This is a genomic window from Bacillus salipaludis, from assembly GCF_030938565.1.
GTDB lineage: Bacteria > Bacillota > Bacilli > Bacillales > Cytobacillaceae > Neobacillus > Neobacillus salipaludis_A.
The window spans coordinates 855,893-870,530 of sequence record NZ_JAVGVR010000001.1 but is presented as its reverse complement, the minus strand read 5'-3'; the positions used below and the strand labels follow the sequence as shown (position 1 = coordinate 870,530).

The following is a 14,638-nucleotide window of genomic DNA, read 5'->3' as shown; positions in this document are numbered from 1 at the left end:
GATCAAGGGTTAGAACTGAATCGGGCCCAGGAAACGGAAATGTTTATTTTCACACAAAACGAGCACAATCAAAAACGTAAAGTTTTGGGGTTACACTTTTAACATAAGTTGCGACACACACTCCACATGTGTCGTCTGTGGAAACATATCCACCGGCTGGACTTCTAAGGTTTTATAGCCCCCATCTTCAAGGATCCGTAAATCCCTTGCCAACGTTGCGGGGTTGCAGGATACATAGACAACCTTTTTCGGCTTCATTTCAATAATCGTTTGCAGCAGAGCTTCATCACAGCCTTTACGCGGCGGATCGACAACTAATACATCCGCTGTATTGCCTTCCTTATACCACTTAGGGATTACAACTTCCGCTTCCCCAACGGCAAACTCCGCATTGGTGAAACCGTTTAAAGCTGCATTACGCCGCGCGTCTTCAATCGCTTCCGGAACCACTTCCACACCGAAGACCTTCTTCGCCTTTTGTGCTAAAAATAAAGAAATTGTTCCGATGCCGCAATACGCATCAATGACATTTTCATCACCAGTCAAGCCAGCATATTCGAGTGCCTTATTATAAAGCACTTTTGTTTGAACAGGATTCACTTGATAAAAAGAAAGGGCTGAAATTGCAAACTTTACATCGCCAATATAATCGTAAATAACTTCATTTCCCCATAAAACGGTTGTTTTCTCACCAAGAATGACGTTTGTCCGCTTCGAATTCACGTTATGGACAATCGATTTAATCCTCGGCAGCCGCTTTGAAATTTCTTCGATCAGCTTGTTTTTTTGGGGAATATCTGATGTCCTTGTTATGATCACGACCATTAATTCTCCTGTTTGCTTACCATAACGGGCCATAATATGGCGAAGAACCCCTTTATGCGTTTCCTCCTGATAGGCAGGAATATGAAGCTCACCGCAGATTTCTTTTACCACCTGAACAGCCTCATCGATTTCCGGAAGCTGGATGAGGCTTTCATTCGTATCGACAATTTCATGGCTCCTTGGTTTAAAAAAGCCAGAAATCAGCTTGCCGTCCTTTTCTCCGACTGGAACCTGTGCTTTGTTACGGTAATACCAAGGATGTTCCATGCCTAAAATTGGGTGAACCTTCACGTCCTCGAGCTTTCCGATTCGGGTAAGTACCTGGCGTACCAGATTTTCCTTATACTTCAACTGCCCTTCATAACTAATGTGTTCAAGCTGACAGCCACCGTACTTATTGGCCTCACTGCTGTCGACTTCAACCCGGTAGGGGCTTTTTTCATAAAGCTCGATTAATCTTCCAAAACCGTAGCCCTTGTTCACCTTAATTACCTTCACTTTTGCCTTTTCACCAGGCAGTCCATTAGGAATGAAAAGCGGAAATCCATCCACTTTAGCTACACCTGCTCCATCATGGGTTAAATCTTCAAAAACCACATCTATATATTCATTTTTACTCACTGGTAATGTTTTGCTCATCTAATTCTTCCTTTTCTTCGATTTGACTAGCAAGATTGTATCATATTTAGGATTGGAATACGAAGCACACGTGGTAGAATGAACCGATTAGAAGTAAAATAAGCCTAAACCTTTAACATAAGCAGGTGTACAAGTGTGGATATTAAACATTTACAATATTTTATTGAAGTAACGAATTTTAATAGTTTTTCCCGTGCGGCTGAACATTTGTTTATTACACAGCCAACGATCAGTAAGATGATAAAAAACCTTGAAACTGAGCTAGGAGTGGAGCTTTTTGACCGTTCCCGCAAGCAATTAACGTTAACGGATGCCGGCCGGGTGATCCTTGAGCAGGCAAAATTAATTGATAAAGCTTTTAATAATTTAGAAACAGAACTAGACAATTTATTAGGACTTAAAAAAGGGCATATCCGGATTGGTTTGCCGCCGATTTTTGACGCGGCTATTTTCCTCAAAATTGTTGGAAGCTTTCATGAAAAATATCCTGGTATTACCTTTCAATTAGTGGAGGATGGCTCAAAGAAGATCGAAGAAGATGTGGCGAACAATCTTCTTGATGTCGGTATCATTGTGCTTCCGACGAAAAATGAACTTTTTGAGCATTTTTCTTTTATGGAGGAGGATTTGAATCTTATCCTTCACCCCTCTCACCCGTTTTCTGATCGCTCGGAGGTTGAACTGGTTGAACTACAAAATGAGGCGTTTATTTTATTTAATAAGGATTTTGCCTTAAACGACCGGATTATTCTTTCTTGTAATAGTGTGGGCTTTAACCCGCATATTATCTCTGAAAGTTCACAGCGTTCTTTTATTGAAGAGATGGTTGCCAATAAGCTTGGGGTTTCCCTATTACCGGAAAGTGTATGCCATAACTTAAATCAAAACGTTAGGGCAATTAGAGTGGTTAACCCCTCCATCGGCTGGCATTTAGCGATGATTTGGGGGAAGAATCAATACCTTTCTTATGCGGCGAAAGAGTGGCTGGAGTTTACGAAAAAAGAACTTATAAAGCATTATCACAAATAGGTGCGATATTTAGGTTAAGGTCTCTTTCGATGACCGCGGACGCTCTTTTTTTATCTGCTCGGGCATCTTCGGCCTTTATCGGTGACCGCGGACGCTCTTTTTTATCTGCTCGGGCATCTTCGGCCTTTATTGGTGACCGTGGACGCTCTTTTCTTATCTTCTCGGGCATCTACTGCCTTTATCGGTGACCGCGGACGCTCTTTTTTATCTTCTCGGGCATCTACTGCCTTTATCGGTGACCGCGGACGCTCTTTTTTATGCGCTCGGGCATCTACAGCCTTTATCGATGACCGCGAACGCTCTTTTTTTATCTGCTCGGGCATCTTCGGCCTTTATTGGTGACCGCGAACGCTCTTTTTTTATCTGCTCGGGCATCTACACCCTCTATCGGTGACCGCGAACGCTCTTTTTTTTATCTGCTCGGGCATCTACTCCCTCTATCGGTGACCGCGAACGCTCTTTTTTTATCTGCTCGGGCATCTACACCCTCTATCGGTGACCGCGAACGCTCTTTTTTTATCTGCTCGGGCATCTACCCCCTCTCTCGATGACCGCGAACGCTCTTTTTTTATCTTCTCGGGCATCTACAACCTTTATCGGTGACCACAGACGCTCTTTTCTTATCTACTCGGGCATCTACACCTTCTCTCGGTGACCACGGACGCTCTTTTTTTATCTGTTCGAGCATCGAACGCTGAACACGACAATCTTCTATTTCTTTTAATAACAAACCATAACCGTTTTTGCATAACTGAAAGCATTTACATAGATAAAAGCTATACTACTGATAAAATATAACCATTTTACTTACATTGCAACCGGGCGTACACTTGTAAATGCAAGAAAAACCCTTTAGCCACTTGGAAATAGTGCTAACCCTCAACAGACTATATTCCAACTTGAAAGGATGCAACCTAGATGAACGCAAAAAAAGTAAAAGAGAGCCGCATCATTAATACTGCACAAGTATTATCTTGCGATTTAAATAACTATAATACACTATTCGGCGGAGTTTTAATGAAAAAGCTCGATGATGCCGCAACCCTATCTGCACGAAGACATTCCCGGGAAAAAGAATGTGTAACAGCTTCAACCGACTCCATCGATTTCCTATGTCCAATCCACCAAACAGATTCAGTCTGTGTCGAATCGTTTGTTACCTATACAGGAAAAACATCAATGGAGGTCTTCTGCAAAGTCATTGCCGAAGACATCATGACCGGTGAACGCCGAATCGCAGCAACCGCTTTTCTAACCTTTGTTGCCTTTGGAGAAAATAAACGCCCGGTAGAAGTTCCTGGTGTTATACCTGAAACAGAGGAGGAAATATTCCTTTATAAGACCGCGAAAGAACGTGCTGAAATCCGGAAAATCAGAAGACAAAAATCAAAAGAATTAGCTGCTTATATATCACTTAAAAAGCCTTGGGACACAGAAGAGGAGGAGAAATAATGATTACTTTATCAAGCCTTGATGAATTAACTGAAGCAAAAGAAGTACTTGCAACATTAAAAAAGGAATATCCAGGTCTTTTTGAAAAATTCCAGGATATGATTAACCTTACCCGGGCATTTCAATTTAAATACCACTATATGGGATGCTTAATTATGGGAGAAGATCCGGGAGAACATACACCTAAGTTCGTCTATGGCTCTGTGCTTAGACTCTATAAAAGAGAGTTACAGAAATTAGTAACGGATGCTGATATCGAGGTATTAAAGCAAATGTTTACCGATTTTAAATCGATTGGCTACTCTAAAATTAGTCAGCTTATACTGGGTCATGAGCCCGAATCATTAGTTGGGTCCTCAAGTATTCAATAATACTTTTTGGATATAGCAAAGGTCTTCCCCTTAACGGAATTAAAATTCCACCTCTGCAAGGAAAAACAGGAACTACACCCCAGTTCCTGTTTTTTCATCAAAAAGCGCCCCTTACTAAAGGGGCGCCTAATAGAACTTATTCCTGCATTTCTGCAACCTTCTCTTTTACTTCTTCAATATTTTTCATCTTGTTATCCCAGCATTTTTGGCTTAGGTCGACTGGGTAATCTGTTGGGTTCATGGTCCGCTTGTACTCAGGCCAAAGAGCGTTAAGGTTTTGTTTCAGATACTCCCGTGACTCTTCCAGACATGGAATTTCGTACACAAGATCACCCTTTACAAAGATATCTTCATGAAGCTCTTTTGCCGTGTAGTTCGTGACGACCTTATTAATATACGTATGGGTAGGATGGAACATCTTCAACCGCCTTTCCGGCAGCTTTTCATCCTCCATCGCAATATAATCCCCTTCAGCATGATTGTTCTGATTATTAATAATTCGGTAAATTTTCTTCATGCCCGGTGTCGTCACTTTATCCGGATTAGAGGAAATTTTAATTGTATCCTCCATTTCCCCCTGCTCATTTTCAATTGCCACAATTTTATACACAGCACCTAGCGCCGCCTGATCGTATGCTGTAATCAGTTTCGTACCGATTCCCCAGCTTTCAATTTTTGCACCCTGGGCTTTTAAGTTTATGATTGTATACTCATCCAAATCGCTCGATGCAAAGATCTTTGCTTTTTCAAAGCCTGCCTCATCGAGCATTTTACGCGCTTCTTTTGACAAGTAGGCCAAGTCACCGCTATCAAGGCGGATTCCAATGAAATTAATTTTATCGCCTAATTCCTTCGCCACTTTAATCGCATTTGGCACACCCAGCCTAAGCGTATCATAAGTATCAACCAAAAAAACGCAATCCTTGTGGGCTTCGGCATATTTGTGAAAAGCAGTGTATTCATCCTTATAAGCTTGTACCATCGAATGGGCATGGGTACCCGACACTGGGATTCCAAACAATTTTCCCGCCCGGACGTTACTTGTTGCCTCAAATCCTGCTAAATAAGCCGCTCTTGTTCCCCAAATGGCTGCATCCATTTCCTGTGCCCGTCGTGTCCCAAATTCCATCGCCACTTCATCGCCAACTACTTGTTTAATCCTTGATGCTTTTGTCGCAATCAATGTTTGGTAATTCACAATGTTAAGCAAGGCCGTTTCAATTAATTGTGCTTCCCCTAATGGAGCATCTACTCGAAGGATCGCCTCATTACCAAAGACAAGCTCTCCTTCTTTCATCCCGCGAATCGTTCCTGTGAATCTTAACTCCTTAAGATAACTTAAAAAATCATCCTCATAACCAACTTCATTTTTTAAATACGCTAAATCCTCTTCACTAAAACGGAAGCCTTGAATATATTGAATCACTTTTTCCAATCCTGCAAAAACAGCATAGCCATTCCCAAATGGAAGTTTTCGGAAAAATAATTCGAAGACTGCACGTTTATTATGTATTCCGTCTTTCCAATAAGTCTCAGTCATATTAATCTGGTACAGATCCGTATGTAATGTTAAGCTATCATCATGATAAATGTGTTTCATCATAGACCTCCGAATTGCTGCAAGAGCATTTTCACCATTTTAATCATTCTATCATTTTAATGACTATTTAACCATAGCGCCAAGCGATTGTACAAAATGTCCTAGAGCCCATTCATGTCCCTTTTGATTAAAAGAAGCCACTGCTTCTTTATAGACCACAATTTTAAAACCTTTATTATAGGCATCAATTGCTGTGTGCAGGACACAAATATCGGTACAAACTCCGACAAGATGCACCTCTGTAATTCCCCGTTCACGGAGCTTAATCTCTAAATCAGTACCGGCAAAAGCAGAATATCTTGTCTTATCCATAAAAGTAACATGATCATGAAGCCTATTCTCTTCATAAACTGCCTGAAGCCCGCCAAATAAATGCCGGCCATCGGTTCCCCGTAAATTATGCGGTGGAAACAATTTTGTTTCGGGATGGTATTCATCCCCTTTGTCGTGAACATCAATGGCAAAAACAACATAATCATCGTTTGCAATAAATTCCTTTGTTAAAGCGATGATTTTTTCTTCAATCGCTTGGCCTGGCTCACCGCAGGTCAACGCACCGTTATCCGCTACAAAATCATTGGTATAATCGATATTGATTAATGCTCTTTTTGACATATTTCGTTCACTCCTTCACATTCCCGTCTTGACTACTGTCTTTCATCCATTATACACAAAATTCTACTTATCTCACTAAAAAATCCGCTCTCAAAGGAACGGATTTTTTAGCTATATCTTTTCCCCGGCACCCAATCTGTCGGGCGGTCAAGCGGGCGAATATCATCTAGTGGAACAAACACTTCCAAATGGCGATACAGATTTTCAAATTCTGCCGGGAGCAAACCACCGAATTCTCCGTCTAAATTCAATTGAACCTTTTCGTTTGAATATACCTTGATCCGATTGGCCTGTGTGTAGATGACATTTGAGTCATTAACGTGTTCACCACGAATCGCTAAAGTGGCAACCCTGACAAACTCGGCAAGGTTAATTTTTTTCAAAATTAATAATGAAAAAAGGCCATCATTAATCGATGAGTCAGGGGCAAGCTTCTCAAACCCTCCAATTGAATTAGTCAGCCCTACTAGAAACAGCATAGCCTCCCCTTCAAAAAGCTTTCCATCGTATTCGATTCTAACCTCAGAGGCCTTGATGGATGGAAGCATCTCCATCCCTTTTAAATAATAAGCCAGTTGACCAAGCATCGTTTTTAACTTGCTTGGCACTTCGTATGTAAGTTCCGTAATTCTCCCGCCACCTGCAATATTAATGAAATACTTATCATTGATGCGGCCAATATCTACAGGAATTAAATCCCCTTTTGTAATAATATCAACAGCTGCACTAATATCACGGGGAATATGCAGAGCGCGGGCAAAATCATTGGTCGTACCAGCAGGAATAATCCCTAATTTTGGCCGAAATTCCTGTTCTGCAAGACCGTTGACTACTTCATGAATCGTTCCGTCACCGCCTGCTGCAATAACTACATCATACCGACGCTTCACGGCAATCCGTGCTGCTTCGGTCGCATCCCCTGCACCGGTAGTTGCATGACAAGATGCCTCATAGCCGGCCGTCTCTAATTTTGCAAGGATTTCCGGGAGATTACGTTTTAAAATCTCACGCCCCGATGTAGGATTATAAATTAATCTAGCTCTCTTCATTCCATCATCATCCTATTTTTTGAAATCAACAATTGGCTTTTTTGTATGTCTCGTTCCACCTTCTATATTCTACCAATTAATATTCTGCCTTACAATCTTATCGATAGCCATAATGACTATTCTAACCTGAAACGTCCGTCTATTATCATAACGTTTTTTTATTATTTTGCAAAAAAAGCGCTCTTAACACTAAAAAGAAGGCTCAAGTAAGCCCTTTACCATTCCGTAATCTATTCATTTAAGTTTACGGGAATATCCTCTCTTGAGCCAGCATAGCTATTAGCAACTTGACCAAAATCAAATGGTTTCGAAATGGGCTCCTTCTTGATTGCTGAATAATAAGCTTTCCATGAAAATAATACCATTTTAGATTGCTAGAGTGCTATAAATACTTTGACAAGGGATGGATGAAAATGTTTTGGTTGCTCCTACTTGCTTCCTACTTAATAGGAAGTATTCCGACCGCCTTAATTGTAGGCAAACTAATCTTTGGTGTTGATATTCGTGAGCACGGAAGCAAAAATCCTGGCGCAACCAATACCTTAAGGGTTTTGGGGAAAAAATCAGCGATTTTCGTACTGCTTATTGATGCTGGGAAGGGGGCGGCTGCCTCCTATCTGCCGTTGTACCTCCATCTTGACCACGAGCCGCTTTTCTTCGGGTTTGCTGCCGTTTTGGGACATTGCTACCCGATTTTTGCCGGGTTTAGAGGCGGGAAAGCGATTGCTACTACTGCAGGGGCCTTATTAGTTGCCAATCTCCCTTTATTTATCATTGCATATTTTACCTTCTTTTCCGTTATCTTTTTAACCAAATACGTATTCTTTGGCTCCATCTCAGTCGGCCTTAGTATGCTCACCTATGCTTTTTTATCTCCCAAATTGGAGTCTGAACTCATCTTTCTCGTATTCTCAATTTTTTTAATTTACCTTCATCGTTCAAACATCCGTAATTTCATCCTTGGAATCGAGCCAAATATTAATGATAAAAACATAAAAAGCGATCGAATACCACCAATAAAAAAATGAGAAGTCTCCGGCTGCCTTTTCAGCCGGAGACTTCTCATTCTATTTTAGGCTGTGTTAAACTTGTCTGTTGATTTCTGTTCCAGGGACAAGCCGTTCGCGGGCGTGCCTTCCACTCCATTCAACAGAGTTAAAAAATCAATAATGTCCTTTAACACAGCCTTATTTTAAAAGAGTTGCTAATATGCTATTGGCTACGGTCTGCCAAACGCCTGTGTCTGTTTGGTAGGATTTCGCCAAGCGTTTATATAAAGCCATTTGTTTTTCTTGAAAATCAGGCGCTTCTTTATCCGGCAATTCTGTACGGCCCTTTTCCACAAGTGCCTGAATTTCAGGTGCTCTTGGTCCCCAAACACCTATTTCATTTCCCTCTTGGTCAATAAAAATAAAAATTGGAATCGCACGGGAGGTCCCATTGGTTAAGTATTGATCCATCAGCTCAAGGTTCTGGTCACGAAGTACAAAACGAACCTCCATGTTAGCCGCCTCCGAAATTCTCAGCAAGATTGGATTATTCAATAATGCGTCCCCACACCAGTCCTCCGTAATAACAATTGCACGAAGGCCCTTTACTTTTAAAGGCTCTAGCTTTGTTTGGTCCTCTTCACTAACCCGATAGCCCTCAAAAATAGAAAGCATTTCCTCTTTATTCCTGGTCATTGAACTAATGTATTCATCCGTGGTGAGTCCCTTATGAAACCATTCATTTAAGTTCATTTTGTTAACGCCCCTTCCATTTTCTTCAAGGATAATTGATTAGATTATTAGGTGCAACGCATGTGCTCACGACTAAAGATAACATTATTTTACAATTATATAATACTATTTCAAAAAAATAATTATTAGGGACTAGTCATATTTATACAAAGTTGATAGAATATTTTCTATAGAGGAAATATTATTTTTAATTATTTCCAATATAATAAAGGGGGAAAATGAATGTCTCATCAAACTTTACAACTAGTTTCGATCGGGATTTACCTGGCCGGGATGTTGTTAATTGGATGGTATGCATATCGCAAAACAAGCAACCTCACAGATTACATGCTTGGCGGCCGTTCTTTGGGGCCTGCTGTAACCGCTTTAAGTGCCGGCGCTGCAGATATGAGCGGCTGGTTACTAATGGGTCTGCCTGGCGGTATCTATGTTACCGGTCTTGCAAGCGCATGGATTGCTATCGGGCTAACCATTGGTGCTTACCTAAACTGGAAACTCGTTGCACCACGCCTGCGCTCATACACACAAGTCGCAAATGATTCCATCACCATTCCAAGCTTCTTAGAAAACCGTTTTAAAGACAACACAAAATTACTCCGTATTGTTTCTGGTATTGTTATTCTTATTTTCTTTACTTTTTATGTATCATCTGGGATGGTTTCCGGTGCTGTCTTTTTCCAAAGCTCTTTTGGGACTAGCTACCATACGGGTCTTTATATCGTTGGCGGCGTTGTTGTTGCCTACACTTTATTCGGCGGTTTCCTTGCCGTAAGTTATACCGACTTTATTCAAGGATTAATGATGCTTCTTGCCTTGTTATTCGTTCCACTTCTTGGCATTTTTAAAACAGGAGGACCGGCGGAAACGTTTGAAACCATCCGCCATATTGACCCAACATTACTCGATTGGTTCAAAGGTACAACATTCGTTGGAATCATTTCTGCAATGGCTTGGGGCCTCGGATACTTTGGCCAGCCGCATATTATTGTGCGCTTTATGGCAATTAGTACGGTTAAAGAAACAAAAAGCGCCCGCCGTATTGGGATGAGCTGGATGATTATCACATTAATTGGGACAATCTTCACTGGTTTAATTGGTAAAGCTTATTTCTATCATAATGCTGCACATAAACTGGATAATCCAGAAGCTGTATTTATTTCATTGAGCCAGATCTTCTTCCATCCATTATTTGCAGGATTTGCTTTAGCCGCAATTCTTGCCGCTGTTATGAGTACGATTTCTTCACAATTAATCGTTACCTCTAGTGCGTTAATTGAGGACTTATATAAGGTTGTTGTCCGTAAAGGCGCTAAGGATAAAGAACTTGTATTCTTAGGAAGAATGGCAGTGCTAATTGTCGCTGTTGTTGCTTCCGCTCTTGCCTTCAAGCAAAATAGCACAATTTTAAGCCTTGTTGCTTATGCCTGGGCAGGATTTGGAGCTTCTTTCGGTCCAATCATTCTTTTAAGTTTATTCTGGAAAAAAATGAACAACTGGGGTGCCCTATTCGGAATGATTGTGGGTGCGGTTACAGTTATCGTTTGGAAGAACGTTGGTTTAGGTGATACTCTTTACGAAATCGTTCCAGGCTTCGTCCTCAACTTTATCGTTTCTGTTATCGTCAGCTTGGCTACACATAAGAAAAACGATGAAATTGAAAAAGAATTTGATGAAAGTGTCCGTTTGTTAAAAACTGGAGCATAATCGTTCAACCCGCTCGGAATTGATCCGGGCGGGTTTTATTTTTTGTTTTGAATGCCATTTCATCAGCGCTCTTTCTGAGATTTAGTCTTCATGACCCTATGAAGACCGTTTCGTTGGCTCTCTTTCTAAGATTTTGCCTTCATTGACCCTTTGAAGACCGTTTCGTTGGCTCTCTTTCTAAGATTTTGCCTTCATTGACCCTTTGAAGAACATTTCGTTGGCTCTCTTTCTGGGATTTGGTCTTCGTCCCCCTTTTGAGGACCAATTCATCTGCTTCCCTCATGAGATTTGGTCTTCATCTCCCTTTTGAAGAACATTTCGTCGACTTCCCTCAAGAGTTTTGGCCTTCATCCCCCTTTTGAAGAACATTTCGTCGGCTTCCCTCATAAGATTTGGTCTTCATCCTCCTTTTTAAAGAACAAATTCAGCACCAATTCTCCCCTGAGACTTTTATATTTCCATTTCTTTCACCATTGAATCTAGTTTCATTACCGTTTTCCAGTTTCGGACAGTCGCAGGAACCCCTAGCTTCGGAAGCTGGGCTGCCAGCTTTGAATTCCGTATACTTTGACGGAAGAATAAGTATACATCCTGCCCTTCAATAAAATATTCGTCATCACCTTTATTAAAGTTTTGAAGATGGCTAATCCCTTCCTCAGGAGGCATACCTGCCAAAAAGGCCACATGGACACTTTCGCCTTCTAAAAGATTGTCAGGAGAATATGGGCATTTCTCGATAATCTGATTCAATTCCAAAGCAGTCCTAATGACAACAGTGACAAAAAAACCAAACTCTTTCTGGATTGCCTCCTCTATTTTTTGAGTCAGTTCCGCGGCAACCTCCTCCGATTCAAAGACAACATTTCCACTTTGAATATAAGTTTTTACTTTTTTTAATCCCATCGATTCTAACAGCTTTTTTAAATCCGCCATTTTAATCTTATTATGACCGCCTACATTAATTCCACGTAATAAGGCAATATAAACCATTCCAAAACCTCACTTTACAGGTTTAAACCTATTTCCCCCAAACCTCATCCAAAGCTTCTCTAAAAAGCCGATTAAGAGATTCTGTTGGATTTGAGATCTCATTCTTTACACCTTTTATATAATTTTCAAGATGTTCAAACTCTTTCTCCACATATTCCTTAATTCGATCCATTTTTAAATCGACTATTAAATCTTCCCCAGCTATTTTTCTATTTAAGAGCATTTCGATGTCCTCTTTCAGCTTTCCGAAAGGGAGAAGCCTCTCAACTAGGAAGCGAAGTTCTATAGGAGGGAAAGTATGATTTATTTCAATCCACTTTATAATCAAAAGAGGGCGGATTACATTCAAATACTTTTTAACTTTAATGTCATTCCCCTGACGGATGTCCCAAAAATTCCCTTTCGCCATTTTAAGATAATGATATATGCAGGAAATCGGAGAAAAAGTTTTCTGTTCTAACTCCCTCATCCGATCCATTGTTGAAAATGGCTCTGTATAAACGATACTAGAATGCAGCCATTCCAAAAGGGAAGGGTTCGATTTCCGAAATAGCCTTAATGCCTTTGTTAATTCCCAACCACTTATATCCAAAATTGATTCACCAAAAGGAAATGCCGATCTTGGAACCTCCAGGACATCTTTTCCTTGGTCAATGGATAAATACCATTCCCTCTTATGAACATAAATAAATCTTACATCATAATCACTAGCGTCAGATGAAAGCCCCCATGCCCTGCTCCCTGAATCACAAGCATAAAGGACCTTCATATCTTTATCCATTTCCAAGGTCATCAAAACCTTTTGAATTTGTTCCCTCATAGCAACCCTCTTTTCATCAAACTTCGACCTAATTCTCCATACATTCTTTCCAATCAATCGTTTGATTAAAAATGCTATAAGCACTTTAAAATAAGAGTTTCTTATAAAATGCGACTAAAAAGAATGTCAATATTTAGAATTGACCTTAGGGTATTATGTAAAACGCTGCTAAACAATGTCATACTAACACCATTTCTACATCTGTCGACACTATTCATTACGTTTCCCTTTTAACCAAACGTTTGAGTAAATCCAAAATAATCCTTTTCACTACTGGCTTTTTTCCTGGGAAATGATAAAAAGAATGTCGATTATTGCATCGACAATTTTCTATAAAAATAGCTGGCAGTTGGAATGCTGCCAGCCAAATTCATTATCTTTTTTGTAATTCCTGTTGCAATAATTTATTAACCACCTGCGGATTCGCTTGTCCTTTGGTAGCTTTCATTAATTGACCGACCAGGAACCCTACTGCTTTCTGTTTACCATTCTTAAAGTCTTCAACTGACTGTGGATTTGCATCAAGAACTTCGGCAACAATTTTCAGCAATGTTCCTTCATCAGAAATTTGCACAAGCCCTTTTTCCTTCACGATTTGCTCCGCATCACCGCCATTTTCAATTAATTCCTTGAAAACAGTTTTAGCAATTTTAGAAGAAATGGTGCCATTTTCGATTAGTTTAATCATACTTGCCAAACCTTCTGAAGTTAAGGCTACCTCGTGCAGTTCTTTTCCTTCAGCATTCAAATAGCCTGAAACCTCGCCCATAATCCAGTTGGAAGCCAGCTTCGCATCAGCACCGGCATTTACGGTAGCTTCAAAGAAATCAGCGGTTTCTTTTATTACCGTAAGAACCTTTGCATCGTAGACAGGTAATCCAAGTTCTTCTACATAACGTTTTTGACGTTGGTCCGGAAGCTCAGGGATTTCCGCACGAATGCGTGCTTTCCACTCATCATCAATATAAAGCTCAAGCAAATCTGGTTCAGGGAAGTAACGGTAATCATCCGAACCTTCCTTCACCCGCATTAAGAGTGTTGCACCAGAAGCCTCATCAAAGCGGCGTGTTTCTTGGTCAATTTTTCCACCTGCAGAAACAACTTCTCTTTGGCGCTTTTCTTCATATTCAAGACCTTTACGAACAAAGTTAAAAGAGTTTAGGTTTTTCAATTCCGTTTTTGTACCAAATTCCTCTTGTCCAAACGGACGAATCGAAATATTAGCATCACAACGAAGCGATCCTTCCTCCATCTTACAATCAGAAACACCTGTGTATTGAATGATTGATTTCAATTTTTCAAGATAGGCATAGGCCTCATCAGGCGTACGGATATCCGGCTCAGAAACGATTTCAACAAGCGGTGTTCCTTGACGGTTGTAATCACATAATGAGTAGCCTTTTTCATGGTTTAACTTTCCGGCATCCTCTTCCAGATGGATCCTGGTAATTCCAATTTTTTTCGTATATCCGTTTACTTCAATTTCAATCCAGCCATGCTCACCAATCGGCTGGTCAAATTGCGAAATTTGATACGCCTTTGGATTATCCGGATAAAAATAGTTTTTACGGTCAAATTTCGTGTGGGTTGCAACCTCGCAGTTCAAGGCCATGGCCGCCTTCATTCCGAACTCCACTGCTTTTTTATTAAGAACTGGAAGAACCCCCGGATAACCAAGGTCAATTACACTAGTATTTGTATTCGGCTCAGCACCAAAATGGTTTGGACTTGCCGAAAAGATTTTTGATTCCGTTTTTAATTCGACATGGACCTCAAGTCCAATTACTGTTTCAAATTCCATT

At 40.5% G+C, this 14,638-nt stretch carries 14 protein-coding genes; 5 read left to right on the top strand and 9 right to left on the bottom strand.

Annotated elements, in window-relative coordinates; translation table 11 throughout:
- Positions 1–90 precede the first annotated feature (90 nt).
- Positions 91–1,464 (bottom strand): 23S rRNA (uracil(1939)-C(5))-methyltransferase RlmD, encoded by a 1,374-nt coding sequence (gene rlmD, locus RCG21_RS04305; RefSeq protein WP_133338086.1) that lies wholly within the window; start codon positions 1,462–1,464, stop codon positions 91–93.
- A gap of 135 nt (positions 1,465–1,599) precedes the next feature.
- Between rlmD and cidR the strand changes: the two genes are divergently transcribed.
- On the top strand, positions 1,600–2,493 hold the full coding sequence (gene cidR / locus RCG21_RS04300) for a cidABC operon transcriptional activator CidR (protein ID WP_133338084.1): 894 nt from the start codon (positions 1,600–1,602) through the stop codon (positions 2,491–2,493).
- Positions 2,494–2,594: 101 nt separating this feature from the next.
- Here the strand turns inward: cidR and RCG21_RS04295 are convergent, their stop codons facing one another.
- On the bottom strand, positions 2,595–2,816 hold the full coding sequence (locus tag RCG21_RS04295; RefSeq protein ID WP_308912889.1) for a hypothetical protein: 222 nt from the start codon (positions 2,814–2,816) through the stop codon (positions 2,595–2,597).
- 595 nt (positions 2,817–3,411) lie between these two features.
- Here RCG21_RS04295 and RCG21_RS04290 point away from each other — a divergent pair.
- A complete protein-coding gene (locus RCG21_RS04290; protein ID WP_133338082.1) occupies positions 3,412–3,945 on the top strand; it encodes an acyl-CoA thioesterase in 534 nt (177 codons plus the stop codon).
- A complete protein-coding gene (locus RCG21_RS04285) occupies positions 3,945–4,316 on the top strand; it encodes a hypothetical protein (protein ID WP_026573578.1) in 372 nt (123 codons plus the stop codon). Before RCG21_RS04290 ends, RCG21_RS04285 begins: the two co-directional genes overlap by 1 nt.
- A 136-nt stretch (positions 4,317–4,452) precedes the next feature.
- Here the strand turns inward: RCG21_RS04285 and RCG21_RS04280 are convergent, their stop codons facing one another.
- From RCG21_RS04280 to RCG21_RS04270, 3 genes are all read right to left on the bottom strand, one after another.
- A complete protein-coding gene (locus RCG21_RS04280; RefSeq protein WP_133338080.1) occupies positions 4,453–5,916 on the bottom strand; it encodes a nicotinate phosphoribosyltransferase in 1,464 nt (487 codons plus the stop codon).
- A 63-nt stretch (positions 5,917–5,979) separates the two neighbouring features.
- Positions 5,980–6,531, bottom strand: a complete 552-nt coding sequence (locus RCG21_RS04275; RefSeq protein WP_133338078.1) for a cysteine hydrolase family protein — start codon at positions 6,529–6,531, stop codon at positions 5,980–5,982.
- Between the two features lie 107 nt (positions 6,532–6,638).
- Entirely contained in the window at positions 6,639–7,580 is a 942-nt protein-coding gene (locus RCG21_RS04270; RefSeq protein ID WP_026573575.1) for a diacylglycerol kinase, read from the bottom strand.
- A 413-nt stretch (positions 7,581–7,993) separates the two neighbouring features.
- Between RCG21_RS04270 and plsY the strand changes: the two genes are divergently transcribed.
- Positions 7,994–8,608, top strand: coding sequence for a glycerol-3-phosphate 1-O-acyltransferase PlsY (gene plsY, locus RCG21_RS04265; RefSeq protein WP_133338076.1), 615 nt, complete (start codon positions 7,994–7,996; stop codon positions 8,606–8,608).
- A gap of 159 nt (positions 8,609–8,767) precedes the next feature.
- Here plsY and RCG21_RS04260 read toward each other — a convergent pair whose 3' ends face one another.
- Positions 8,768–9,322: a thioredoxin family protein gene (locus RCG21_RS04260; RefSeq protein ID WP_133338074.1), complete on the bottom strand. Its 555-nt coding sequence runs from the start codon at positions 9,320–9,322 to the stop codon at positions 8,768–8,770.
- Between the two features lie 222 nt (positions 9,323–9,544).
- Here RCG21_RS04260 and putP point away from each other — a divergent pair, with 222 nt between their 5' ends.
- Positions 9,545–11,026 carry a sodium/proline symporter PutP gene (gene putP, locus RCG21_RS04255; RefSeq protein WP_308912888.1) on the top strand — a complete coding sequence of 494 codons (1,482 nt, stop codon included), beginning with the start codon at positions 9,545–9,547 and terminating at the stop codon, positions 11,024–11,026.
- Positions 11,027–11,476: 450 nt separating this feature from the next.
- Here the strand turns inward: putP and RCG21_RS04250 are convergent, their stop codons facing one another.
- The 3 genes from RCG21_RS04250 to gatB form a co-directional block, all read right to left on the bottom strand.
- The gene (locus RCG21_RS04250) at positions 11,477–12,016 is read right to left on the bottom strand and encodes a DUF1697 domain-containing protein (protein ID WP_133339823.1); all 540 of its coding nucleotides are present in this window, start codon (positions 12,014–12,016) and stop codon (positions 11,477–11,479) included.
- Between the two features lie 28 nt (positions 12,017–12,044).
- Positions 12,045–12,836 carry a nucleotidyltransferase domain-containing protein gene (locus tag RCG21_RS04245; RefSeq protein WP_133339825.1) on the bottom strand — a complete coding sequence of 264 codons (792 nt, stop codon included), beginning with the start codon at positions 12,834–12,836 and terminating at the stop codon, positions 12,045–12,047.
- Positions 12,837–13,209: 373 nt separating this feature from the next.
- Entirely contained in the window at positions 13,210–14,637 is a 1,428-nt protein-coding gene (gatB, locus tag RCG21_RS04240; RefSeq protein WP_133339827.1) for an Asp-tRNA(Asn)/Glu-tRNA(Gln) amidotransferase subunit GatB, read from the bottom strand.
- Position 14,638 lies beyond the last annotated feature (1 nt).

Excerpts from the sequence above, each read along its gene's own strand:
- rlmD (WP_133338086.1), bottom strand. The coding sequence starts at position 1,464 with ATGAGCAAAACATTACCAGTGAGTAAAAATGAATATATAGATGTGGTT.
- RCG21_RS04270 (WP_026573575.1), bottom strand. The coding sequence starts at position 7,580 with ATGAAGAGAGCTAGATTAATTTATAATCCTACATCGGGGCGTGAGATT.
- RCG21_RS04245 (WP_133339825.1), bottom strand. The coding sequence starts at position 12,836 with ATGAGGGAACAAATTCAAAAGGTTTTGATGACCTTGGAAATGGATAAA.
- RCG21_RS04250 (WP_133339823.1), bottom strand. The coding sequence starts at position 12,016 with ATGGTTTATATTGCCTTATTACGTGGAATTAATGTAGGCGGTCATAAT.
- RCG21_RS04260 (WP_133338074.1), bottom strand. The coding sequence starts at position 9,322 with ATGAACTTAAATGAATGGTTTCATAAGGGACTCACCACGGATGAATAC.
- RCG21_RS04295 (WP_308912889.1), bottom strand. The coding sequence starts at position 2,816 with ATGCCCGAGCAGATAAAAAAAGAGCGTTCGCGGTCATCGATAAAGGCT.
- plsY (WP_133338076.1), top strand. The coding sequence starts at position 7,994 with ATGTTTTGGTTGCTCCTACTTGCTTCCTACTTAATAGGAAGTATTCCG.
- RCG21_RS04275 (WP_133338078.1), bottom strand. The coding sequence starts at position 6,531 with ATGTCAAAAAGAGCATTAATCAATATCGATTATACCAATGATTTTGTA.
- RCG21_RS04280 (WP_133338080.1), bottom strand. The coding sequence starts at position 5,916 with ATGAAACACATTTATCATGATGATAGCTTAACATTACATACGGATCTG.
- putP (WP_308912888.1), top strand. The coding sequence starts at position 9,545 with ATGTCTCATCAAACTTTACAACTAGTTTCGATCGGGATTTACCTGGCC.
- RCG21_RS04290 (WP_133338082.1), top strand. The coding sequence starts at position 3,412 with ATGAACGCAAAAAAAGTAAAAGAGAGCCGCATCATTAATACTGCACAA.
- RCG21_RS04285 (WP_026573578.1), top strand. The coding sequence starts at position 3,945 with ATGATTACTTTATCAAGCCTTGATGAATTAACTGAAGCAAAAGAAGTA.
- gatB (WP_133339827.1), bottom strand. The coding sequence starts at position 14,637 with ATGGAATTTGAAACAGTAATTGGACTTGAGGTCCATGTCGAATTAAAA.